Origin of the sequence: Campylobacter sp. RM10537 (genome assembly GCF_022369435.1) — a bacterium.
Taxonomy (GTDB): Bacteria; Campylobacterota; Campylobacteria; order Campylobacterales; family Campylobacteraceae; genus Campylobacter_D; species Campylobacter_D molothri.
The window spans coordinates 573,108-596,823 of the sequence record NZ_CP059597.1 but is presented as its reverse complement, the minus strand read 5'-3'; the positions used below and the strand labels follow the sequence as shown (position 1 = coordinate 596,823).

The following is a 23,716-nucleotide window of genomic DNA, read 5'->3' as shown; positions in this document are numbered from 1 at the left end:
TTTGGACGATTTAGATCTATTTTTAGTTTATCTTTTTATATTTTTAAATATTTTTGCTCTATTAGGCTTGTTTTTTAGAAAAGGTAAAAAAAATCAATTTAATGAAAAAAAATTTTCTAGAATTTGTCCTTGTAAAAAAATGGCAGAAAATGGTTCGCTAAGCACAATTTGTATTTATTGTGCTGTAGGTGGGCTTTTTTATAGTGTTCTTTCTATTGGGTTTATAGGATTTCAAAATTGGGCTTTAGATCTTATTTTAGCCCTTTCCCTCTTAATGGCATTTTTAGGTTGGAAATTAAAAATTGACTAAATATATACTAAATTTTGCCCCATTATTTTCATTGCTCACCGATAAACTGCCTTTAAAATTTTTCTCAATAATCACTTTACTCATATATAAGCCTATACCTGTTCCTATATTGGCATGCTTACTGCTGATATAGGGTTCAAAAATTTTTTCTATTGGTGATATAATAATACCTTTTGCATTATCGTGAATTTCAATAACAATATTTCTTTCTTTTTTAAAGGCTGATATTTTCATACAAGGATTTTCTATTTTTCTTTCTATAAAAATATCTTTAGCATTGCAAAGTATGTTTAGGATTGCTTGACAAAATTGAGTTTCAAAACCGTAAAATTGAATCTTTTTTTCAAATTTTTTTTCTATTTTTATAAAACTAAAAGAACTTTCTAGTAACTTTAAAGTTTTATTCAAAAACTCATCTATATATAAAAACCCAATAAGACCAAATTTAAGCGATTTTGTTATAGGATCTAATGCAAGACAAGCATTTATAGCAAAAATAGAAAAAATTTAGCTTTTATCATCTTAAATATTCAAGATGATAAAAATTTATTTAAAAGTAGTCCCGCCATCAACAATGAAGGTATGTCCAGTTACCCAACTTGCTTTTGAAGAACAAAGAAAAAGACAGGCACCGGCTAAGTCTTCAGGCTGCCCCATACGATTAAGCGGACTTAAATTAATTGTAGCTTGTTTAACTTCTTCGTAGTTTGTAAAAGCCCTTAAAGCATCAGTTTCAATAGGACCACCACTAACTACATTAACACGGATATTTTTTTCTCCAAGCTCAGTTGCTGCATACCTAGCCATAGCCTCAACTGCTGCTTTTGCTGTACCATGTCCTGCATAATTTTCTATATAAACTAAATTTCCAGTAGAAGAAATAGAAATAATACTTCCTCCACCAACCTTCTCCATTCTTTTAGCTGCTTCTTGAGCGCCAACGACAAAAGCATTAACTGTCGCTGTAAAGATATTATTAATCCCTTTAGGTTTTAATTTCATAAATTTAGTATATCCACCAACAACTGCACGACCTGAAATAATTGCATTAGAAATAAAATAATCTATACGATCAAAATCTTGATCAATCTTTTCAAAAAGTTCTTTATAGGTTTCAGGTTCTAAAATATTAAACTCGTAAGCCTTTGCTTTAATTTTATAAGTTGTTTCTAAATCTTTTATCATTTCTTCTGCGATTTGTGCATTAGAATTATATGTAAAAGCTATATTTGCACCTACTTTTGCAAATTCATACACAATAGCCTTACCAATTCCACGCGTTCCACCGCTAATCACTAAAGTTTTTCCTTGAAATTCTTGATTCATTAAAATCCTTTAATATTATATTGCTTCATTACTTCTTGTATTTTAGCATAGTTTTCTTTACCAGGAGGACAAAGAGGAAGTCTAAATTCTAAATTTTCTATCAAACCAGCTATATGCATTGCTGTTTTTATAGGGATTGGATTACTTTCGCAAAATAAAATTTTATTAATATTATAAAGTTCATCATTGATTTGTTTTGCTTCTTTATAGTTTTCTTCCAAAGCTTTGTGAGTTAACATACTAATTCTATCTGGTAATAAATTTGAAGTTACCGAAATCACGCCTTTTCCGCCATTTGAAAGTATAGGATAATTAATAGCATCTTCTCCGCTGATTAAAACCATATTAGGTTCATGTGCAAGCAAATCTACACATTTATCAATGCTTCCACTTGCCTCTTTAATTCCATAAATATTATCACAAGTTCTAAAAAGTTTAATAGCAGTTTCTGTGGCAATATCACAACCTGTTCTTCCTGGAACATTATATAAAAGAACAGGGATATCTACACTCGTTGCAATCGCTTTATAATGTTCATAAAGTCCTTTTTGCATTGGCTTATTATAATATGGAGCCACACTTAAAATACCATCGGCTCCACAATCTCTTGCAAATTGTGCTAAATCTACCGCTTCATGCGTTGCATTACTTCCAGCTCCTGCCAAAACCTTAACTTTTGTATTTTTACAAACCCCTACTGCAATTTCAATACAAGCTTTATGTTCATTATGAGTTAAAGTTGCACTTTCTCCAGTTGTACCTACAGGTACTATGGCATCAATTCCATTATCAATTTGTCTTTGGATAAGTTTTGCATAACATTGTTCATCAATTTTATTATTTTTAAAAGGAGTAATGAGTGCAGTCATTGCTCCAATGATGATATTTTTATCCATTTAATCCTTCCTTAAAATTAAAGTCGTGGAATTTTCTTCACTAAAATATTTTTTAGCACATTTTTTCAAATCTAACAGAGTTAATTTTTCAATTTTTTCTTCATAATTTAACAATGGTCTTAAATCACCTCTTGCCAAATAAGAACCGTAAATATTAGAAATTGCACTCGCTGTATCAAGTGAAAAAATAAAATCACTTTTAATATTATTTTTCACTTTTTGCAAATCTTTTTCTAAGAATTCACCTTTTTTAATTTTTTCTAATATTTTCCAAAGTTCTTTTTCAACCTCTTCAGCTTTAATTCCTATATTACAGTTGCAAATAAAAATAAATAAATTTTCATCAATGCAATCATTAGCAAACGCATAAAAATCATTAATTAAATGAAGTTTATCTATCAAAATTTCATTTATAATTGAACTTTTTCCGCTTCCTAAAAGCTCTGATAGAGCATTTAAAGTAGGTATATCTTTATGTTTAAAATTTGGAATTTTAAATCCTATGGCAAGAATTTGAGTTTGAGTTTCTTTTTTTATAATAATTCTCTTTGCACCGTCTTGTTTAGGCTCTTGTGTATGAACTTGTGGAATGATTTTTATATTTTTAATATTTTCAAAATATTTTTTAGAAAGATTGAAAACTTCTTGATGCTCTATATCGCCACTAACAACCAAAATAGCATTTTGTGGTTGATAATATGTGCTATGAAATTCCCTAATATCCTCAATAGTCCAATTTTCTATATCTTTATAAAACCCTATTGGGGTCCAGTGATAAGAATGATACATAAAGGCATGATTAAAAAGTCTAAAATACAGATAACCAAGCGGATTATTATCTGTTCTCCATCTACGTTCCTCTAAAACAACATTTCTTTCAGGCTGAAATTCTTCATCTTTTAAATTTAAATTGGCCATCAACTCAGCAAAGAGTTCTAAAGCTTTATTTAAATTTTTTTTAGCACATTTTATATAATAATGCGTATAATCAAATCCTGTACTTGCATTATCCAATCCTCCAAAACTTTTAACAATTTCATCAAATTCTCCAGCTTTGAGATTTTTTGTACTTTTGAAATTTAAATGTTCAAGCATATGAGCAATTCCACTTTTACCCATTGTCTCATTTCTTGAGCCAACTTTATAAAAAATATCAACACTAATTACATCACTATTTTTATTAACAGGAAAAGTATAAACTTCAAGTTTATTTTTTAAACGAATTTTTTCAAAATGAATCATTTAAGATTAGCTCCTACAGCTTCACTAATATGCATAAAACCATCTTGCCTTAATAAAGAAATTAATTCTTGATTAATATTTTTAACTATACTTGGACCTTTAAAAATTAAAGCGGTATAAATTTGAATCAAATTAGCTCCATTTTTTATACGTTCATACGCTTCTTTTCCACTGTCAATACCTCCACAAGAAATTAAAAGAGTATGCGAGAAAAGTTCTTTAGCCAATTCTTTAAAAAAGAGACCATTTTTCTTTTGAATAAGCTTTCCGCTAATGCCCCCAAAAGTTCGTCCATTATCAATTAAAGAATAATCTGTACTAGTATTAGCAATGATAAAACCATTTGCGCCTTTTTCTATGGCTTTTTGACAAAGAGCTATAGCTATAGAAATATCTAAATCAGGTGCTATTTTTATAAAAATAGGCTTTGAGGTGATTTTTTTTGCTTCTATTAATAAATCACTCAAGAAATGATCATTTTGCAAATCTCTTAAATTTTTAGTATTTGGAGATGAAATATTAATAGCAAAATAATCACATAAATCTTTAAATTCTTTTAATAAAATAAAATAATCCTCTAAGGCATTTTGACTGTCTTTATTTTTACCTATATTTGCACCTAAAGGCAAGGCAAAAGGATAAACTTTTGATACATGCGAACGAACTTCATATGATCCTTTATTATTAAAACCCATAGCATTTTGTATACTCTCTTGTTTTACTAAACGAAATACTCTTGGTTTTTCATTTCCTTCTTGAGGTTTAGGAGTAAAGGTACCATATTCTAAAAAACCAAAACCTAAAGCACTTAAAGGCTTAATCATGGTTCCATTTTTATCAAAACCACCCGCTATACCCACTGGGGAATGAAAATCAAGTCCTAATAAATTTTGTTTCAAGCTTGCATCATTTACAACAAATTTCTTAGCCATTAAACCTAATGCAGCTGGAAAAATAGCATTAAGCCCCCTTAAAGAATGCTCTACTAAATAATGAGCTGATTCTGGTTGAAGTTTAAAAAGTAAAGGCTTTATTTGTTCATACATTGTTTTTCCTTGAAATAAAAAAATAATATAAAAATTTTAACAAAATTAAAATAAAGTTAAGCTTTCATTTCTTTTTCTTTATTTTTAAATTTACGATAAAGTTCGCAAGTTTTTAAAAGCTCTTCATCTTTTCCAATAGCTAGAACTTTTCCTTTATCAATAATAACAATTTTATCAGCATTTTCAACCGTACTTAATCGATGCGCAATCATTAAAATCAATCTTTCTTTTTTTAAACTTTCTATAGTTTGCATTATAGCCTTTTCACTTTCATTATCAAGAGCTGAAGTTGCCTCATCAAAAATCAATAAATCAGGATTTTTATACAAAGCTCTAGCAATAGCAATGCGTTGTTTTTGCCCTCCGCTTAAATTTTTCCCATGCTCTTTTATTTCGGCATAAATTCCACCCATTGATTCTACAAATTCATAGGCATTAGCAAGCTTTAAGGCTTCAATCACTCTTTTTTCATCTAAATTTTCACTATATGCTACATTTTCAGCAAAACTATCATTAAAAAGATAAATATTTTGAGTAACAAGTCCAATTTTATCTCTTAAACTTTTAATATTAAAATGATGAATATCTAAATCATTAAATAAAATTTCACCTTTATCTTTTTCATAAAAATACATTATAAGATTGATAATAGAAGATTTTCCACCACCACTCATTCCCACGAGTGCGAGTGTTTCTCCTTTACTAAATTCAAAATCAATTCCGTTTAAAACTTTTTTAGAAAAATCATCATAGGCAAATTCTACTTCTTTAAATTTTATATTTTTTATACTTTTTAATTCTTTATCTCCACCTTTTATTTTAGGCTCTAAATCCAATAAATAAAAAGTCCTTTCGCTCGCTGCTATAGCCCCTTGGATACTTCCATATAAATTTGAAAGTCTTTTTATAGGCGTATAAGCCCAAAAAAGTGCTGAAATAAAAGAAAAGAAACTTCCAACACTCATATTTCCTTTAATCACCTCACGTCCACCGACTATAATCACAACAGCAACACCGATAGAACCTATAATCTCCATTAGGGGGCTCGTTAAGGATCCTATTCTTGTACTTTTTAAAATAATTTTACAGAAAAATTTATTTTCTTGATCAAATTTTTGTCTTTCTTTTTCTTGTGCATTATTGGCTTTAACTAATTCTATATTTGAAAAGATTTCTCCTAAACGAGACAAAAGATCGGAATTTTTTTCTTGAATATTTCTTGCATAAAGTTTTAGTTTTTTAATAAGATAAAATAAAGGAATAATGGCAATTGGTAAAACAATCAAAGCAAAAAAAGCTAATCTTGGGCTTTGAATCACAACCACGCTTAAAAGGCCTATAGCTGTAATTAGCTGAGTTAAAAAATCTGGAATAATATTAGAAACTATACTTTGTAAAGCACCTATATCATTAGTGCAACGACTTATTAATTCTCCGCTTCTATGCTGTTTAAAAAAATCCATATCTAAACGTAAGATATTTTTTAATACCTTAGAACGCAAAACTCTTAACATATCTGTACCAATATAAGAGATATAATAAGTTTGTAAATAAGAACCAGCATTTTTAAGAAAATAAACCAAAATAAATAAAAAAGGGACAATATAAAGCATTGTTTCCTTTTTTTCTATAAAAATTTGATCTAAAATAGGTTTTATCATATAAGCAGTTGCTGAAGTACCGCCACTTGCTAAAAGCATACCTATGCCAACAATAACAAATTGTCTCCAATATCTTTTATAAAATGGCTTAAAGCGAATTAAAACCTCTTTTAAATTCATTTCTTTATGCATTTTCATACTCCCAAATCGTTCCACTTGGTGTATCTTGTAGTAAGATACCTTCTTTGGCTAGATTTTCTCTTATTTCATCAGCTTTTTTAAAATCTTTGTCTTTTTTTGCTTCGTTTCTTTTTAAAATTTCATTTTCAATAAAAGCTTTTTTATCTTCACTTACTCCCCATTGAAAATATTCTTTCACACCCATAAAACCGAAACCAAAAATTTTAGCTAATTCATTTAAAGAATTTTCAATATCTTGTTTTAAAGTTTTATTTTTCTTATCTAATTCTAAATTAGCATTATTAATAAAATCATCTAAAAAAGCCAAAGCTTTAGAAATATTTAAATCATCATTTAAGATTTCTAAAATTTTTTGTGCAATATCGCTTTTAAACACTATGTTTTGCGTTGTATTAAAATCTAAAATACTATCAATATTTAATCTTTTTTTAAGTCGATAAAATTTATCTAAGCGTTTTTTAGCAGTATATAAATCTTCTAAAGAGTAATTAAAATGTGCCCTATAATGTGAATTTAAGAGATAAAATCTCAATACTTCTCCCATAAAATCTTTAAGTGCATCTTTTATAAAAAAGCTATTATTAAGACTTTTACTCATTTTTTCACCATTTATTTTCACAAAACCATTGTGAAGCCATATTTTTGCTAAAGATCTTTCGCAACCACAGCGACACTGTGCAGATTCATTTTCATGATGAGGAAAAAATAAATCAATCCCCCCTGCATGAATGTCGAGTGTATCTTTAAAAATAGAATCAATCATAGCCACGCATTCTGTGTGCCAACCTGGACGACCTTTGCCAAATTTACTCTCATAAAAATTTTCATCAAATTTCCAAAGCACAAAATCACTTTCATTTTTTTTCTTAATATCATTATTAAGACGAGAAATATTTTCATCTAGCCCTCGATTGGAAAGACTTAAATAATCTTTATCCTTGCTTGTATCAAAATATAAACCATCCTCCAGAGTATAAACAAAACCTTTTTTATCTAATTGCGAAATCAAATCTATCATTTCTTGTATAAAATGAGTTGCCCTAGGCTTTAAATTAGGATCTAAGACATTTAATTTTCTCATATCATCTTCATAACTTTGTATATAAAATTCAGTAAATTCTTCAATGCTTTTTCCATTTTCGGATATTTTTTTCAAAATCTTATCATCAATATCTGTATAATTTCGAACAAAATTTACTTCACAACCCTGCGCAATCAAAACCCTACGTAATAAATCAAAACAAACACTACTTCTAGCATGCCCTAAATGTGCATTATCATATACAGTAGGACCGCACAAATAGATATTAATTTTTTTTTGATTTAAATGAATTTTTTCTTTTTTAACGCTATCCATTAGTTTCATCAAATATCCCCTTAAATCCTATTGTAAATCCAAATAAATATATTTAAAATATAAGGCTTTGTTAAATAAAGCATTGTAGTAAAAATTACTAAAGCAATTATGATTAAAAAGCAAATTTTAAATGATATTAAACCAAAAAATTTCTTAAAACCAAATTCTTTAATATTAGCTCCAAGCAAATAAAAAGCACTTAAAGAACTTGAAAAAGCTACCCCTATAACTTTTAAATTTTCATCTTTAATAAAAAATATAAAAGCAACTGAACATAAAAGACTTATAAATAAAGCTTTAAAAGCTATAAAAGCAGCAATTTTTTGTTTAAATTTAGCATAGAGCCATAATGAAAGAAGCTTTTGTAAGCCAAATGGAAGAAGTCCTATAAGATAAGCTATTAAAACATAAGCTGTTATGATACTATCTGAATGAGTAAAATTACCCCTTTGAAATAAAAGTTGACAAATCTCTAAAGAATAAACAGAGCCTATAATACTTGAAATAAGCAACAAAACACTTAAAAATATCATTGCTCTTTGCATAAATTTTAAAGCTAGATTTTCTTGTTCGCTTTTTAAATGTTTTAAAATTTTAGGAAAAGAAACTTGAGTTAAAGCTATAGCAAAAAGCGCCAAAGGAAGTTGAAAAACTCGATTGGCATAATACAAATAAGAAATACTCCCGCTAATTAAAAAACTCGCTATTGTAGTATCTAAAAGAGAACTGATTTGAGTTGCAGAAGAACCTAAAACTCCATGAAAAAAATTTCCATAAAATGATTTCATTTTTGTTTTAGCTTTTTTTAGTCTTATGCTTAATATCATTGCCTTAATAACAGGATTATTTTTTAAAATGATTAAATGTAAAATCAATTGCGCTAAACCACTTAAAACCGTTGCATAAGAAAAATAATAAAGTGTTTTTAAAGGTTCATTTTTATCAACAAAAAATGCGGCAATAACTATGCTTAAATTAAATAACGCTGCGCTAAATGAAGTAATAAAAAATTTTTGCTTATAATTTAAAATTGCACCGAAAAAAGTAACTAAAAAAATAAAAAATAAATACCAAAAATTAATCGCTACCAAAGGAGATGCAATATCAATAGTTTTTTGATCAAAACCAAAGGCAAAAATTTTAGTAAAAAAGGAAGAAAAAAAACTTACCAAAAGACAGCATAAAAAAACAATGGAGCTAAATTGAATCATGATGCTAACACAAAATGCTCCTTTTTTTGGAGCTTTTACAAAATTTGGTAAAAAACTTTGCCCAAAGGCCCCTTCTGCAAAAATTCTTCTAAAAAAAGCAGGCATTTTTAAGGCTACAAAAAAAATATCGCTATAAAGTCCAGCTCCTAAAAAAAGAGCGATTAAGATATCTCTAACTAATCCTAAAATACGGGAACACAAAATTCCCAAAGCATTGATAATAAAATTTTTAAATACTAAATTTTTCATTGTTTTTTTTGAAAATTTTTCATTGTTTTTAAAATATAAAGATTTTATTTTAACTAAAATTGATTAAAAATTGACTATAATTTCGCTTTAAAATGATTTAATTACAAGGAAAAATTTTGGGATTAGAAGAAAAAATTATTTCTTATACTGAAGATCCAAATCAAGAACTTTTAGAAGTATCATCTAGAACAAATATTGATTTAAATGAACTTGATTTTAATCTTTTGGCATTTTCAACTCAATATTGTTTTAACGATAATCAATGGGAAAAAATTTCAGAAAAAGATTTAAATCTTTTTGAAAAAGATGAAATATTTTTAAAAAATGATTTAAAAATAAAACAAGAATATAAAATAGAAATTTTTCATCGAACAAATGAAGATAAATTAGCGCATGCGATAAAACTTATTGCTAATAAAAATCTTACAAAAATAGTCGCCCAAATTGATTTTAGCTCTTTAAAATTTCACGAAAAATTAGCCCTCGAGCTTTTGCAAAATATCTATAAAAAGATGCTTAAGCTTAAATTTTTAATAGGAATTCGTATTTTTGATTTTAAAAAAGAACTTCTTAGTGTTTGTAATAAACATAAATCAAATACTTTAAATCAAATTGCGCAAATTAACATAGCTAGGGGTATTGATCCTATTCAAAGTCAGGATGAAAAATTGATTTTGCTTTACAAAGAAAAAGCTAAGAATTATACTATTGATGAAAAAAGATCGGGCATTATAGCTGTAGATGAAAATGAAGTGGTATTAAAACACACCAAATTTAAACAAGGAAAAGAAGGTAAAGATCTAAACTTAAGAGTATTAAAAGTTTTAAGTACCAATGAAAATAAAATCAAATTCACCTGTTCTTCTGCCTTTAAAGCGGTTGAGCATGAAGATTTTACAGATTATATCGCTTTAAAAAAAGGTTTTGTAAGTGAAGAATCTGATCGTTTTGATATTAATAATTTATTAGAATTTAATGGAGTTGATTTTAAAAATATAGGTATTATACGTGCTGGACTTGATAAAAATGTAAAAATTAATATAAAATTTATCTCCGATATGCAAGATGCTGTTAATTCTGGAGTTGGAATAGAATGCGAAGAACTAAATATAACTGGAAGTGTAGGCAGTAATACCCACTTAAAAGCTACAAAAATGAAGATTGAAGGAATTACTCATTCTAAAGCCTATATTAATGCAAAAGAAGGTTATATTAAAACTCATAGAGGATTTGTAGAAGGTGAAATTTTAAATATAGATTTACTTGAAGGTGGCACAGTTAAAGCTAAAGAGGTGAGAATAAAAAAAAGTTTAGGCGGAACAATACAAGCAGAAAAAGTTTATATAGAAAGCTTAGAAAATAATAATACTTGTATTTTTTATAATTGTGCTGTAGTTGAAAATATGAAAGGCCAAAATAATAAATTTAATATTAAAGTAAAAACACTTGATAAAGATTATGATAAAGAACTTTTTGATATTAAAAACAAAATATCTACACTTAATCTTAAAATTAGCAAATTAAAACAATTTATTTCATCCAATAAAAATAGCATTTTAAGCATAGAAAAGAAAGTAATGCAACTTAAAAATCAAGGACAAAACATACCTTCTCAATATGAAAAAGCTTTAAAAGAATTTTCTTTCCAAAACCGTGAATTAAATAAAATAATAAATGAAGAAAAGGATCTCTTAGAGCTTAAAAAACAACTGCATTCTGAATTAGCAGTGCTTGAGCAAAGTCTATTTGAAGCTAAATTTATAAACAAAAGCGGAAAATGGAATGATATGAATGAAATAAAATTTTCATTGATAGAGCCTAAAAAAGATATCTTATATTCCTCTTTTAGTAACGAAAGTGCTAAATTTATAGGTTTAGAAAAAAAGACAGAAAATAATCAAGAATTTATAGAAATTCATAAAAAACTCGATTACGATAAAAAGGATACGGAATGGTTGTTGCCATCGAAGGAATCATAACAAAAAAAGAACCAACTTTTGTAGTATTAAAATGCTCTAGTGGGCTTAGTTATGGGATTTTTATATCTCTTTTTTGTTCAACTAAACTCCAAAATAATGAAAAATGTGAGCTTTTAATCACACAAATTATTAAGGAAGATTCTAATAAATTTTATGGTTTTTTAGATAAAAATGAACAAAAAATGTTTGAAATGCTTTTAAAGGTTAATGGTGTTGGAGCAAATACCGCTATGGCAGTTTGCTCAAGTTTAGATGTAAATTCTTTTTACCAAGCTTTAAATATGTGTGATGAAACTTTATTAAAAAAAGTTCCAGGAATTGGAGCAAAAACCGCAAAGAGGATTATAGTCGAATTAAGCGATAATAAAAAGAATCTTGAAAATATTAGCAACGAGAAAAATGAAGCACTTGCGGCTTTAATTTCTTTAGGTTTTAAACAAGATAAAATTCTAAATATTTTACGTGATTGCACTGGAACAAATACTAGTGATCTTATCAAAGAAGCACTTAAAAAACTAGCATAAGGAGAAAAAATAAATGAATTTTGCAATACTTTTTGGTGGAAATTCATATGAACACGAAATCAGCATCGTAAGTGCTATAGTCTTGAAAAAAGTTCTTAAAACAAATTTAACTTTTATTTTCTGTGATGAAGATAGAAAATTTTATCTCATTCCAAATGATAAAATGCATTCAAAAACTTTTAGTACAAGATCTTATATCAAAGAAAAAGAATTATTTTTAAAGCAAGAAGGATTTTATGTTAAAAATTTTATAGGTGAAAAAAAAATTGAAACAGAATGCGTTATTAATCTTATTCATGGAAAAGATGGAGAAGATGGAAAAATAGCTTCTTTGTTAGAATTTTTTGATATTAATTTTATTGGACCAAGACTTGAGGCAAGCGTTTTATCTTTCAATAAAGAATTAACTAAACTTTATGCGAAAAATATAGGTGTTAAAACGCTTGATTATTTTATGCTTAGAAAAAATTCCAATAATAATTTTATTCCAAAATTTCCTTTAATTTTAAAACCATCAAGACTAGGTAGCAGTATAGGTATAAGTATAGTTAATAATGAAAAAGAATTTGAATACGCAAAAGATGTAGCTTTTGAATTTGATACAGACATTCTAATAGAAGAATTTAAAAGTAATATTAAAGAATATAATCTTGCTGGTTGCATGATTGATGATGATTTTGTTTTTTCTATTATAGAAGAGCCTAAGAAAAAAGAATTTTTAGATTTTGAGCAAAAATATCTTAGCTTTTCTGGCAATAACGAACTTATTGAAGCTGATATAAATGAAGAATTAAAAACAAAACTTAAAGATAATTTTAAAAGAATTTATAATCCATTATTTAAAGGTGCCTTAATTCGATGTGATTTTTTCATTTTAAACAATGAAGTTTATCTAAATGAAATCAATCCAAATCCTGGCTCATTAGCTAATTATCTTTTTAAAGATTTCAACGCTCTTTTAATGAAACTTGCCAAAAATGTTAAAAATGAAAATAAGATTAAAATAAATTATAATTTTCTTCACTCAATTAATGGACAAAAGGGCAAATTATAAACTTTTAAGTCAAAATACGTTAAATTTTACATAAAATTTAACGTATTTATTAGGAATATGGTATGCTCACCTTTCAAAAAGATGAAATTTACACAGCTACAGAAGTTGTTAGAAATTTTAGCCCTATTATGGAAAAACTCAAAAAAAGCCAAACGGGAAAAATTGTTATTTTAAAAAACAATAAATTTGAAGCTGTAATGCTTAGTATGACAGAATATGAACGTTTGCAAAATGCCATACAACTTTTAGAGAATATTTATAAAAATCAAAAGGTTTAAAATGGCATTAACTCAAATTATTTATGAAAAAAATACTTATGATTTAAGTTATGAAATTATCCATCCTAGTCAAAAAAAAACCTTGCTTATTCTTCATGGATGGGGAGCTAATAAAGAATTAATGAAGCAAGCTTTTGCTAAAGAATTTCCAGATTTTTGTCATTTGTATCTTGATTTACCTGGTTTTGGAAAATCTAATATCATCAAGGCTTTTCAAAGTAAAGACTATGTTAATATTATAAAAAAATTTTTAAAAGAAAAAAAAATCCATGTTGATATTTATATGGGTCATTCTTTTGGTGGAAAAATAGCCGCCTTACTTGCTTTAGAATTTAAAAATTCAAAATTAATCTTGCTTTCTAATTCTGGAATTCTTGCTCCAAAGTCCTTAAAAATTCGCTTAAAAATTATTATTTTTAAATTTTTAAAAATTTTTGGATTAGGTAGATTGTATCGCTATTTTGCAAGTAAAGATGCTGCAAATTTAAATACTATAATGTATCAAACTTTTAAAAATGTAGTAGATGAAGACTTAAAAAATGTTTTTTCAAAAATTGAAACAAAAACTTATATTTTTTGGGGTATTGATGATCAAGCCACCCCATTATCAAGTGGAGAAAAAATGCATCAAATTATTAAAAATAGTCAATTTTATCCTTTAGAAGGAGATCATTTTTTCTTTTTAAGACATTCTGCTTTTATAGCTAAACAAATACAAGGATAAAAATGCTTAACTCTCTTTATTTTATTAATTCATTATTGTTTAATTTTTGCGTTTCTTTTTATCTTATTAGTGCTTTACAATGGTATTCTTATAAATTAAATCGCATTGTTTTTCATTATCATAAACCCTTATGGCATTTATATTTTTTACTTTGCCCTTATTTGATGTTTTTAGTTTTTCCTTTATATTCTTTAATTTATTTTATTATTCTTGCTCCGATTTTATATTTTTGGAATAAAAATATCGATAAAAAACTTATCTTTACTAATAAAGTAAAATGGTTTTTTGTTTTTGTTTTTATTTACAATACTCTTTTTGCTATCTTAGCTCTAAGATTTTCATTTCTTTTCAATCTTTGCACCCTTATTTTGGCACTTTTAAGTCTAAAAATTTATGATCTATTTTCAAAAATATATTATAAAAAGCAAGCCAAATCAAAATTAAACAATCTTTCAAATTTAAAAATCATCCTTATTACAGCAAGTTTTGGTAAAACAAGTATTAAAAATTTTCTTTATGAGTTATTAAAAGATGATTTTAAAGTTTATAAAACTCCAAGATCTGTAAATACTCTTATGGGAATAGTTGCAGATATCAATAATAATCTAAATCAACAAACTCAAATTTATATCGCAGAGGCAGGTGCGAGACTTAAAGGAGATATTGATGAAATTACTCGCTTTTTAGAGCCACAAATTTGCATCATAGGCGAAATAGGAAATACTCATTTAGAATATTTTAAAAATATAGACAATATCAGACAAACAAAACTTGAAGCTCTAAATTCTAAAAGATTGGAAAAAGCTTTTCTTCATACAAGCACACTAAAAAAAGAAAATGAAATTATCACTCTTTATGACAATAAAATAAATAATATTAATTCGAATTTAGAAGGTTTAAAATTTGAAATATCATTTAAACAAGAATTGCACACCTTTAAAAGTCAAATTTTAGGAGAATTTAATGCTCAAAATTTATGTGTTTGCATACTTTGTGCTAATTATTTAGGTGTTAATTTTGAGTCTATTAAAAACAATATTTTAAACATTAAATCCGTAGAACATCGTTTGCAAATAATTTCTAAAAAACCAAAATTTATTATTGATGATGGTTTTAATGGCAATTTTAAAGGAATGAGTGAAAGTTATCGTTTATGCAAACTTTATAAAGGACGTAAAGTTTTAGTCAGTCCTGGTATTATGGAAGTTAGCAAAGAAGAAAATATCAAACTAGCTCAAATTATTAATGATTGTTTTGATTTAGCTATTATTACAGCCAATGTAAATGCTGAAATTTTTGAAAAAGAACTCAGTATCACAAAAATCATATTAAAAGAAAAATCTGAGCTTGTAAATGTTTTAGCTAAAGAAACTAAAAATGGAGATTTGATTTTATTTTCCAATGACGCTCCTAGCTTTATGTAAAAATTAAGATAAAGGTAAAATAAAATAAAAATTTTTAGGCTCTTTCTCAAAGCTTAATTCTCCTCTATGAGCATTAATAATTTCTTTAGAAAGGGACAAACCTAAACCATTTCCTTTAAGTTTTGTTGTTTTAAATGCCTCAAAAACCAAATTTTCATCTTTAATACTGCAGCCATTATCAAAAACTCTCAAAATCAAATTATTTTCTTTAACTTCTGCTATGATTTTTATTTTAGGATTTTCGCATTCATTTTCTTCTATAGCATCAATGGCATTGTAAATTAAATTTTGCAATACTAAACCTAAAAGTGCTTTATCGGCACAAATATTTACATCTAAAAAATTTAATTCAAATTGAATTGGCGCAGAAAAATTATAAGAATTAATTGCACTTTCACATTCTTCTTTTAATTCTAAAATATTAAAATTTAAAGTATTTATATGCACACCTTTTGTAAATAATAAAGTTGAATTAACTATACGCTCTACCCTATCTATAGCCTTTTTCATCTCAAGTACTATATGTTTATTTTTAAGCTCACTCCGAGAAAAAAGAGTAGAAGCAAGTAAAGATATAGATCCTATTGGATTTCTTATCTCATGTGCTAAATGCGCAGCAACACTTCCCATGCTTGCAAGTCTTTCATTGCGTTTTTCATCGCTAATATCTGTAGCTGAAATAATAGTTTTTTCATTATGTGCGATAATCTTTACAGCATAAAACCTTCCTTCAAATTCAAGTTCATCGCGCATTTTTTCAAGACTGATACTATTTAATAATTTTGGATTTTTCAAAGCTTCTTTGTTTTGTAAAATAATATTTTTTTCTTTATCTAAAATCCAAAGTGCGCTAGGTAAAACTTCGATAATTTCATCAACCATGGCACGCAAAGAATTATAATTTTCATTTAAAACTTTATACTCATTTTCTATAACATAGGTTTGTTCTATCAAACTTTCCAAACCTTTTTGCAAGGTTTCTTTCTCAGTTGCATCTAGACTTTTTAAAATATTTTCATTCATTATCTTTCCTCTAATAAAATTTTAAAATCATTCATATCCATTAAAAGCAAATTTTGCTTAGCTATTTTGCAAAATTCTTTACTAAAACCATTTTTTGAAATTATAATATAATAATCAGGAGTTAAATTTAAGTTTTTTGATTTCATTTCCAAAAGATTTAAAATATTTTTACAAATTTTTTTATTTTTAAATTTAACTTCTCCGACTAAACTTAAATTTTCATCTTGGTAATACAAATCTATTTCTAAATCTTTATTCCAATAGCTTTGAACTCCTAAAATATCTAATTTTTTTTCAATCAATTCTCTTGAGAGTTGCTCAAAACAAAAACTTTGATAAAGTTCAAATTTTTCTTTAATGATTTCTAAAACTCTATTATATTTTTGCTCTAAAATAAATTTCTCATTAGGTTTTAAAAAATAAAAAAAGAAGCGTGTAAAATGATTTTGAAATATAAGCTTATCTTGTACAACATAAGATCTTAATTCTTTTTTTAATTTTTCTCTTTTATTTTTAGCTTTTTTAATTTCTTTACTGTGCTCAAGTTTTAAAATACCATTTTTTAAAAGATATCTTAAAATAGCCCAAGCCTTAAAATGCTGTATATTTTTATTAATAGAAAAGCGTTTTCTATTGTTTTTAGCCAAAAGAGAAAGTGCGTATGAAGTGGTTTCATTAAAATTAAATTGAGCATTTATTCTAAGGTAGTCTTTAAGTAGCAAATTTTCTATATTATAAAAAATATTTTGCTCAAAATCAATTTTTTCTAGCATATCAAAACCATCAAAAATGCTATAAAAATCAAAAATATTTCCTAAGGTTAAAGCGCTACAAAAACTTGCAAAATGATTAAATTTAATATTTTTCCTTTAAACAAATAATTTATAGTATAATTCTATCAAATTTTTACAAGGATTATAATTGCAAATTTCAGATTTAAAACAACAAATTATATTAAAAAAAGGCGTTTTGCATTTTGATTTTACTGCAAGTGCCTTAGCTTTAAAATGCATAGAAAAACAAATCGCTAAAATATTGCCAACCTATGCAAATACACATTCTGATAGCTCTTTAAATTCTTTTAAAACTCAACAATTTTATGAACAAGCTAGAGATGATATTAAAAAAAGTCTTAAACTAAATAAAGAATTTGCTCTTATTGCTTGCGGAACTGGATCTAGTAGCGCCATAAAAAAATTTCAAGAATTACTTGGAATTTATTTACCTCCATTGATAAAAGAAAAATATTTTACTCAAATACAAAAAGATACACTACCTTTGGTAATTGTCGGGCCTTATGAACATCATTCTAATGAATTATCCTTTAGGGAAGGCTTGTGTGAGTGCATAAGAATACCTTTGAATAAATTTGGAGAAATAGATTTTGATTTTTTAGAAAAAACTTTAGAAAGTAATAAAAAAAGACAAATTATCGCTAGTTTTTCCTTGGCTTCTAATGTAACTGGGATAATAAGTGATTACAAACGCATAAGTGATTTAGTACGTAAATACAAAGGCATAGTGGCATTTGATGCTTCTAGTTTTATCCCTTATAAAAATATAGCTTGTAAATATTATGATGCTTTGTTTATAAGCTCACATAAGCTCATTGGAGGTATTGGTGGTTCTGGACTTTTAGTCATCAAAAAAAATCTTTGCGGAAACAAGCCTAGCTTTGCAGCTGGTGGCACTGTAGGGTATGTTTCAAGAACTTCACAATGTTATCTTTGCAATGAAGAAATTTTAGAAGAAGGTGGAACTCCTGGAATTTTACAGCTTATCCGTGCTAGTTTAGCTTTTAAGATAAAGGATTCTTTAGGAATTTCCCAAATAGAAAAAAAAGATGAGGAATTAAAAAAATATTTTTTAAAGGAAATTGAAAAAATACCTGATTTGATCCTTTATGCTAAAAATTTAACCTATCGCTTACCTATTTTCTCTTTCAATATCAAAGGAATTTCTCCTTATGACCTTGCTTACGAATTAAGTAAAACTCATCATATTGAAACACGTGCAGGCTGTGCATGTGCTGGACCTTATGGACATGATTTGCTTGGTTTAAAGGATAATCAAGAACTTAAAACAAAACCAGGATGGTTAAGGGTTAGTTTGCATTATACACATGAAAAAGAAGATATTGATTATTTTATAAAAGCTCTAAAGCAAAGTATAAAAAAACTTAAATTCTAAAAAATATCATGGAAGTGGCGCAGCGGACGGGGCTCGAACCCGCGACCTCCGCCGTGACAGGGCGGCATTCTAACCAGCTGAACTACCGCTGCACCTAAAAATGGTGGTCACTATAAGACTCGAACTTATGACATCCACCTTGTAAGGGTGGCGCTCTACCAACTGAGCTAAGCGACCAAAAACAATGGCGACCCCTAGAGGATTTGAACCTCTGTTTCCACACAGAGAGAGTGTTGTCCTGGGCCACTAGACGAAAGGGTCTAAACCCAAAAAAGTGGTGTCCCGTGTTGGATTCGAACCAACGGCCCCCTCCTTAAAAGGGAGATGCTCTACCGGCTGAGCTAACGAGACATAAGTGGCGCAGCGGACGGGGCTCGAACCCGCGACCTCCGCCGTGACAGGGCGGCATTCTAACCAGCTGAACTACCGCTGCACCTAAGAAGTAAGAAATGGTGGTCACTATAAGACTCGAACTTATGACATCCACCTTGTAAGGGTGGCGCTCTACCAACTGAGCTAAGCGACCGAAGTGGTGTCCCGTGTTGGATTCGAACCAACGGCCCCCTCCTTAAAAGGGAGATGCTCTACCGGCTGAGCTAACGAGACATAAACCAAAAATAAAAATGTGATTATGCCAAAATATATACTCATTTGTCAAGGATTTTTTTCATTTTTGATATTTTCTTTCTAAATAACGCGACAATAAACCGATCGGCAAGGTTAATACAAGATAAGCTATAGCTAAGATTATATAGCCCTCAAGCGTAGCAAAAACATAAGAATTAACCTCTTGAACATTTTGTGTTAATTCATTTACAGCGATCACACTCAATAAAGAACTATCCTTGATCAAATTAGCCAATTGTCCGCTAATAGGAGCTAAGATATTTTTCAAAGCTTGTGGAAAAACCACATAAAATAAAATTTGCCTTTCACTTAATCCTAAAGCTCTTGCGCTTTCTATTTGGATCAAAGCAATGCTAAGAATTCCTGATCTAAAAATTTCAGCCAGATACGCCCCAGAAAACAAAGAAAGGATAAATATCCCTACAAAATATCTATTATCAAAACCTAAATTATTGGCAATAATATAATAAATCAACAACACCTGAACAAGCAAAGGCGTTCCGCGAATGATTTCTATATAAAATAAAGCAAAAAATCTCAACACTATAAATCTACTCAAGCTAAAAAAACAAATCACCAAACCAAAAAAAATACTACCTCCTAAAGCAAAAAAGCTGATCAATAAAGTATTTAAAAATCCATTTAAAATTGTTTTTTTGTATTCTAGCAATAAAGCAAAATCAAAATGATAAACACTCACTTTAAAGCTAAAATAAAAAAATAAAGTCAAAAGGCAAAGCAAAAGCGTCGCATTTAATAAATAAGCTATTTTAGAAAGTGGTTTTATGGGTCTAAAGTTTTTACGCTCTTGAATAAACAAAATATCCCCCTATTCTTCATAAAAACATTTTTATAATTTCAAGTATGCAAATTTTTTTATAAGTAAAATTTAACTAAAATTTTTAAAAATCATTTTAAAGGTAAATTAATATGCTAATTTTTGGACATCCTCTAGCAAAAAATTTGAATTTTAATTTTATAGAAAAAATTGAAAATTTGCAAAACGATCAAATTTCTTGTTTTTTTTATGATGAAAAAATTATCCAAAAAGCAAAAAATGAAAATTTGGATTTTGCTATTTTTATACAAAATAAAAATGAAATTTTTTTAAGCAATGCATTTGAGGCAAAATTTTTAATCTTTAAAGATGAAAAATTAGCAAAATTTGCTTCAGAAGTGGCTGAATTTTACCTTTTTGATAGCAAAATTTTAATGATGGTAGAAAACTTTGATGATTTGGAAAAAGCTTATGATTTGAGAGTCGATGGGGTTATTTTAAAGGATTTTATAAAGAATTATAAAGTTTTTAAATAACTTCATTGCAATCATTTAAATTTTTTACTTGAAAACAACATAAGATTTTTAAAAAAGATTTAATTGTTGGTATAATTTTATATATTTAAAATCAAGGTGATGTTGATTATGAAAATAAGAAATTTTTTTAAAAAAACATGCAGCGATAGTCCAATAAATTCTGAAGAACTTCAAAAATATAAATTTTCAACCCCGCACTATGATGATACAAAGAACAAAGAAATTGAAATATTAAAATATGCTATTGATAACAAAGAAGTGAAAAATATTGCAATCCAAGGGGAATACGGATCAGGAAAAACCAGCCTTATAAAATCTTTCGAAAAACAATACGGGTATTTAAATGAATATAAAATTTTAGATATTTCTTTAGCAACATTTGGAAATACAGATAATAAAATAGAAACTATAGAAAAAATAATATTAGAGCAGATATTTTATAGGGTTGAAAAATCTAAAATTCCTTTATCCAAATTCAAAAGAATAAGCGAAGTGTCTTTCCGGGAAGCTCTTATAAATTTTACATCTTTTTTTCTTTTGATATTTTCTTATTTTTTTATATTTGACGAAACTTTTAAAAATTTATTAAAATCTAATTTTGACATTTCAAACTATAATAATTTCATTGTATGTACTTTGTTTATAGATTTTCTTATTTTATTTTTTTATTTTTATAAGATGTTATTGATTATTAAAAACAGCACAATAAATAAAATTACAAGCAAAGATATTGAGATTTCCCAAATCGATGAAAAATCTTTACTCAATAAATATCTAGATGAAATTTTATATTTTTTTAAAAAAAATAAATTTCGGATAGTTGTTTTTCAAGATCTAGACAGATTTGACAAGATTGACATTTTCACAAGACTTAGACAACTAAATTATTTTTTAAATAATTATGAAGGCATAAAACATAAAATAACTTTTTTATATGCAATTAAACCTTCTATATTAAAAAATACCGAAGAAAGAACTAAATTTTTTGATTTTATTTTAATAAAAATACCGTATATAAATTCTCACAATTCAAAAGAAAAAATAATAAAATATTTTGAAAAAGATAATATACTTATAGATGAAGATTTATTAAAGTATGTTTCGTTATATATGCACAATATAAGAATAATAAACAACATATATAATGAATTTTTATTTTATAAAGATAAGCTTAATATTAATAGAAATGATAAATTAAAAAATACAAAACTTTTTGCTTTACTTGTATGTAAATTTTTCAATACAGAAGAATTTTCAAAATTGGAGAAAAGTGAAGGTAATTTACATAATATTTTAAAATCTAAAAATGACTACATTAAAACTAAAAAAAGTGAATTAGCATCTTATATTGCCAAGAGCTACGCAGAAGAATTGTTTAATCTTGCAAGATATGGTAGGATATATATAGATCAAAATAATAATTCAGGATATAGCAAACAAGATATAGAAAATAATTATGAATTAGTTTCAAAACTTGTTAACAGCTGTAAAATATTTGATACCTATTCCGAGATAGATGTAAAAGATGTGAATAAAAAATATCAAAAAAAAATCAAATCTTTAAATACACTTTCTAATTCTCCATTAAAAGATTTTTACAAATATATTGATTTTAAAAACATAGAACAATATAAATACGCGGATATGATAAAATATTTTATCGAACAAGGTTATATAGATGAAGATTATGATCAATATATTTCAAATTTTACCTATGATGATCTAACAGACAATGATAAAAAATTTGTTTTAAACCTTAAACATAAAAAAGAAAATTTAGGGTTTGATTATAAACTTTCCAATGTAGATAAAGTTTTAGATCATTTAAAATCAGATGATTTCACCTGTGATTTCATATTAAATATTCAATTATTTTTACATCTTATTAAAAATTATAAAAATTACAATCAACAATTTAGTAATTTTTGTAAATTTTTACAAGATACTAATCCTTTAGAATTTTATAAAAATTTATTAGACGAAAACTGCAAAGATGTAATTAATTGTTTAATTGAAAATATTAATGATTTTTGGAGTATAGTTGAAAAAATTGAAAATAAAGAAAAATATTTAAAAAATATTATTAAGATGGCCTCTAAAGCTAACTTAAATGAAATTTTTAAAAGTAAAAATATGCAAATTTATTTTTCCAATATATCTTCACTATCATTTATAGACCCAAATGACGAGAATACTTCCAAAAATATTATCGATATTATTGAAAAATTTAAAATTAAATTTAAAAAACTAAATGACATTAAAATACACCATGTATTATATAATCATATTATTGAAAACAATAGTTATGAAATAAATATTGATAATTTTAAAACATTATTTGCTGAAAGAGAAGAAAATAAAAATAAGTTTAATGAAAAAAATTATACATTTTTTAAAGAACTAAAAAACAATAAGCCATTTAATTATATTAAAGAAAATTTAAATGAATATATAAAAAATGTATTTTTAAAATTAGAATATAACACCAAAGAAAGCGAAGAAATAGTAATCGAACTTATAAACAATAATATAGATGAGGTACTAAAGAAGGAGATAATTAAAAAACAAGAATGTAAATTTTATTCTCTTAATGATGTTAATAAAAATTTACAAATTTTTATAATAGAACAAAATAAATTAATTTGCACAATTGAAAATATAAAGTATTTATTAAATTTAGGATATAATTTTAATTTAATAGTTAAGTATTTAATTCAAAATGAGAACAATATAGAACAGAATATTCTAAAAGAATGTTGCGAACTATTATTAAATAAAAACAAAAATAAAGAATTAATAGATTTTGTTTATAAAAAATTTAAAGATAAAGAAAAACTTAATAGTAGTACAATTAAACAAGTAATCCAAAATAATAATGAGATTGATAAAAAAATTACTTTTTTATATAAACAAATTGATAATTTAAAAACTCAAGATATTCTAGATATTCTAAACAATCTTGGTGGCGAATACAAAAAAATTGCTCTTCAAGATGGAAAGCATGTGAAAATAGAAATTAAAGAATACAATTATAAACTTCTAGAAAAATTAAAAGAAAAACATTTTATAACTAGCTATAAAAAAGAAAAAAACTATTATAGAACCATAGTAAAATATAATGAATAATTTTAATAATCTAA

The 23,716-nt window shown here is 26.4% G+C and carries 20 protein-coding genes, 7 tRNA genes and 1 pseudogene; 10 read left to right on the top strand and 18 right to left on the bottom strand.

Annotated elements, in window-relative coordinates; all coding sequences use genetic code 11:
• Window position 1 precedes the first annotated feature (1 nt).
• Window positions 2–310, top strand: coding sequence for a hypothetical protein (locus CMOL_RS03035; protein ID WP_239820648.1), 309 nt, complete (start codon window positions 2–4; stop codon window positions 308–310).
• Here CMOL_RS03035 and CMOL_RS03030 read toward each other — a convergent pair.
• The 8 genes and pseudogenes from CMOL_RS03030 to murJ form a co-directional block, all read right to left on the bottom strand.
• A complete protein-coding gene (locus tag CMOL_RS03030; protein WP_239820647.1) occupies window positions 296–718 on the bottom strand; it encodes an ATP-binding protein in 423 nt (140 codons plus the stop codon). The two genes, CMOL_RS03035 and CMOL_RS03030, sit on opposite strands and share 15 nt — an antisense overlap.
• Before the next feature lie 138 nt (window positions 719–856).
• A complete protein-coding gene (locus tag CMOL_RS03025; protein ID WP_200279171.1) occupies window positions 857–1,636 on the bottom strand; it encodes an enoyl-ACP reductase in 780 nt (259 codons plus the stop codon).
• A complete protein-coding gene (dapA, locus tag CMOL_RS03020; protein WP_239820646.1) occupies window positions 1,636–2,532 on the bottom strand; it encodes a 4-hydroxy-tetrahydrodipicolinate synthase in 897 nt (298 codons plus the stop codon). The genes CMOL_RS03025 and dapA overlap by 1 nt, the downstream gene beginning before the upstream one ends.
• Entirely contained in the window at window positions 2,533–3,774 is a 1,242-nt protein-coding gene (locus tag CMOL_RS03015; protein WP_239820645.1) for a M16 family metallopeptidase, read from the bottom strand.
• Window positions 3,771–4,820, bottom strand: a complete 1,050-nt coding sequence (locus CMOL_RS03010; RefSeq protein ID WP_239820644.1) for a quinone-dependent dihydroorotate dehydrogenase — start codon at window positions 4,818–4,820, stop codon at window positions 3,771–3,773. The genes CMOL_RS03015 and CMOL_RS03010 overlap by 4 nt, the downstream gene beginning before the upstream one ends.
• A gap of 56 nt (window positions 4,821–4,876) precedes the next feature.
• On the bottom strand, window positions 4,877–6,613 hold the full coding sequence (locus CMOL_RS03005; protein WP_239820643.1) for an ABC transporter ATP-binding protein: 1,737 nt from the start codon (window positions 6,611–6,613) through the stop codon (window positions 4,877–4,879).
• A complete protein-coding gene (gene cysS, locus CMOL_RS03000; protein ID WP_239820642.1) occupies window positions 6,606–7,988 on the bottom strand; it encodes a cysteine--tRNA ligase in 1,383 nt (460 codons plus the stop codon). Before cysS ends, CMOL_RS03005 begins: the two co-directional genes overlap by 8 nt.
• Window positions 7,972–9,439 (bottom strand): annotated as a pseudogene (gene murJ / locus CMOL_RS02995) (murein biosynthesis integral membrane protein MurJ). The gene cysS and the pseudogene murJ overlap by 17 nt, the downstream one beginning before the upstream one ends.
• A gap of 116 nt (window positions 9,440–9,555) precedes the next feature.
• Between murJ and CMOL_RS02990 the strand changes: the two are divergent.
• The 6 genes from CMOL_RS02990 to CMOL_RS02965 all read left to right on the top strand — a co-directional run bounded on the left by CMOL_RS02990 (window position 9,556) and on the right by CMOL_RS02965 (window position 15,422).
• Window positions 9,556–11,418, top strand: a complete 1,863-nt coding sequence (locus CMOL_RS02990; RefSeq protein WP_239820640.1) for a flagellar assembly protein A — start codon at window positions 9,556–9,558, stop codon at window positions 11,416–11,418.
• A complete protein-coding gene (gene ruvA, locus CMOL_RS02985; protein WP_200279195.1) occupies window positions 11,391–11,942 on the top strand; it encodes a Holliday junction branch migration protein RuvA in 552 nt (183 codons plus the stop codon). The genes CMOL_RS02990 and ruvA overlap by 28 nt, the downstream gene beginning before the upstream one ends.
• A gap of 13 nt (window positions 11,943–11,955) precedes the next feature.
• A complete protein-coding gene (locus CMOL_RS02980; protein WP_239820639.1) occupies window positions 11,956–12,996 on the top strand; it encodes a D-alanine--D-alanine ligase in 1,041 nt (346 codons plus the stop codon).
• 62 nt (window positions 12,997–13,058) lie between these two features.
• Window positions 13,059–13,274: a type II toxin-antitoxin system Phd/YefM family antitoxin gene (locus tag CMOL_RS02975; protein WP_200279201.1), complete on the top strand. Its 216-nt coding sequence runs from the start codon at window positions 13,059–13,061 to the stop codon at window positions 13,272–13,274.
• A 1-nt stretch (window position 13,275) separates the two neighbouring features.
• On the top strand, window positions 13,276–13,998 hold the full coding sequence (locus CMOL_RS02970; protein ID WP_239820638.1) for an alpha/beta fold hydrolase: 723 nt from the start codon (window positions 13,276–13,278) through the stop codon (window positions 13,996–13,998).
• Window positions 13,999–14,000: 2 nt separating this feature from the next.
• Complete coding sequence (locus tag CMOL_RS02965) at window positions 14,001–15,422, top strand: Mur ligase family protein (RefSeq protein ID WP_239820637.1); 1,422 nt, start codon at window positions 14,001–14,003, stop codon at window positions 15,420–15,422.
• Window positions 15,423–15,425: 3 nt separating this feature from the next.
• Here the strand turns inward: CMOL_RS02965 and CMOL_RS02960 are convergent, their stop codons facing one another.
• Both CMOL_RS02960 and CMOL_RS02955 read right to left on the bottom strand, forming a co-directional pair.
• Window positions 15,426–16,445: a fla regulon two-component system sensor histidine kinase FlgS gene (locus CMOL_RS02960; RefSeq protein ID WP_200279212.1), complete on the bottom strand. Its 1,020-nt coding sequence runs from the start codon at window positions 16,443–16,445 to the stop codon at window positions 15,426–15,428.
• Window positions 16,445–17,218, bottom strand: coding sequence for a DUF234 domain-containing protein (locus CMOL_RS02955; protein WP_239820636.1), 774 nt, complete (start codon window positions 17,216–17,218; stop codon window positions 16,445–16,447). The genes CMOL_RS02960 and CMOL_RS02955 overlap by 1 nt, the downstream gene beginning before the upstream one ends.
• A gap of 148 nt (window positions 17,219–17,366) precedes the next feature.
• On the opposite strand from CMOL_RS02955, the gene CMOL_RS02950 reads away from it, so the two are divergent.
• Complete coding sequence (locus CMOL_RS02950) at window positions 17,367–18,635, top strand: aminotransferase class V-fold PLP-dependent enzyme (protein WP_239820635.1); 1,269 nt, start codon at window positions 17,367–17,369, stop codon at window positions 18,633–18,635.
• Window positions 18,636–18,650: 15 nt separating this feature from the next.
• On the opposite strand, the gene CMOL_RS02945 is transcribed toward CMOL_RS02950, so the two are convergent.
• From CMOL_RS02945 to CMOL_RS02910, 8 genes are all read right to left on the bottom strand, one after another.
• Window positions 18,651–18,727: transfer RNA gene (locus CMOL_RS02945), tRNA-Asp, on the bottom strand.
• Window positions 18,728–18,736: 9 nt separating this feature from the next.
• Window positions 18,737–18,812: transfer RNA gene (locus tag CMOL_RS02940), tRNA-Val, on the bottom strand.
• Window positions 18,813–18,820: 8 nt separating this feature from the next.
• Window positions 18,821–18,896 (bottom strand) — tRNA-Arg (locus tag CMOL_RS02935).
• 14 nt (window positions 18,897–18,910) lie between these two features.
• Window positions 18,911–18,986: transfer RNA gene (locus tag CMOL_RS02930), tRNA-Lys, on the bottom strand.
• A gap of 5 nt (window positions 18,987–18,991) precedes the next feature.
• Window positions 18,992–19,068 (bottom strand) — tRNA-Asp (locus CMOL_RS02925).
• Window positions 19,069–19,085: 17 nt separating this feature from the next.
• Window positions 19,086–19,161, bottom strand: a tRNA-Val gene (locus CMOL_RS02920).
• Between the two features lie 4 nt (window positions 19,162–19,165).
• Window positions 19,166–19,241 (bottom strand) — tRNA-Lys (locus tag CMOL_RS02915).
• A gap of 61 nt (window positions 19,242–19,302) precedes the next feature.
• On the bottom strand, window positions 19,303–20,082 hold the full coding sequence (locus CMOL_RS02910) for an amino acid ABC transporter permease (protein ID WP_239820634.1): 780 nt from the start codon (window positions 20,080–20,082) through the stop codon (window positions 19,303–19,305).
• Window positions 20,083–20,192: 110 nt separating this feature from the next.
• On the opposite strand from CMOL_RS02910, the gene CMOL_RS02905 reads away from it, so the two are divergent.
• On the top strand, window positions 20,193–20,576 hold the full coding sequence (locus tag CMOL_RS02905) for a hypothetical protein (protein WP_239820633.1): 384 nt from the start codon (window positions 20,193–20,195) through the stop codon (window positions 20,574–20,576).
• Window positions 20,577–20,684: 108 nt separating this feature from the next.
• Window positions 20,685–23,702, top strand: a complete 3,018-nt coding sequence (locus CMOL_RS02900) for a YobI family P-loop NTPase (RefSeq protein ID WP_239820632.1) — start codon at window positions 20,685–20,687, stop codon at window positions 23,700–23,702.
• Window positions 23,703–23,716 lie beyond the last annotated feature (14 nt).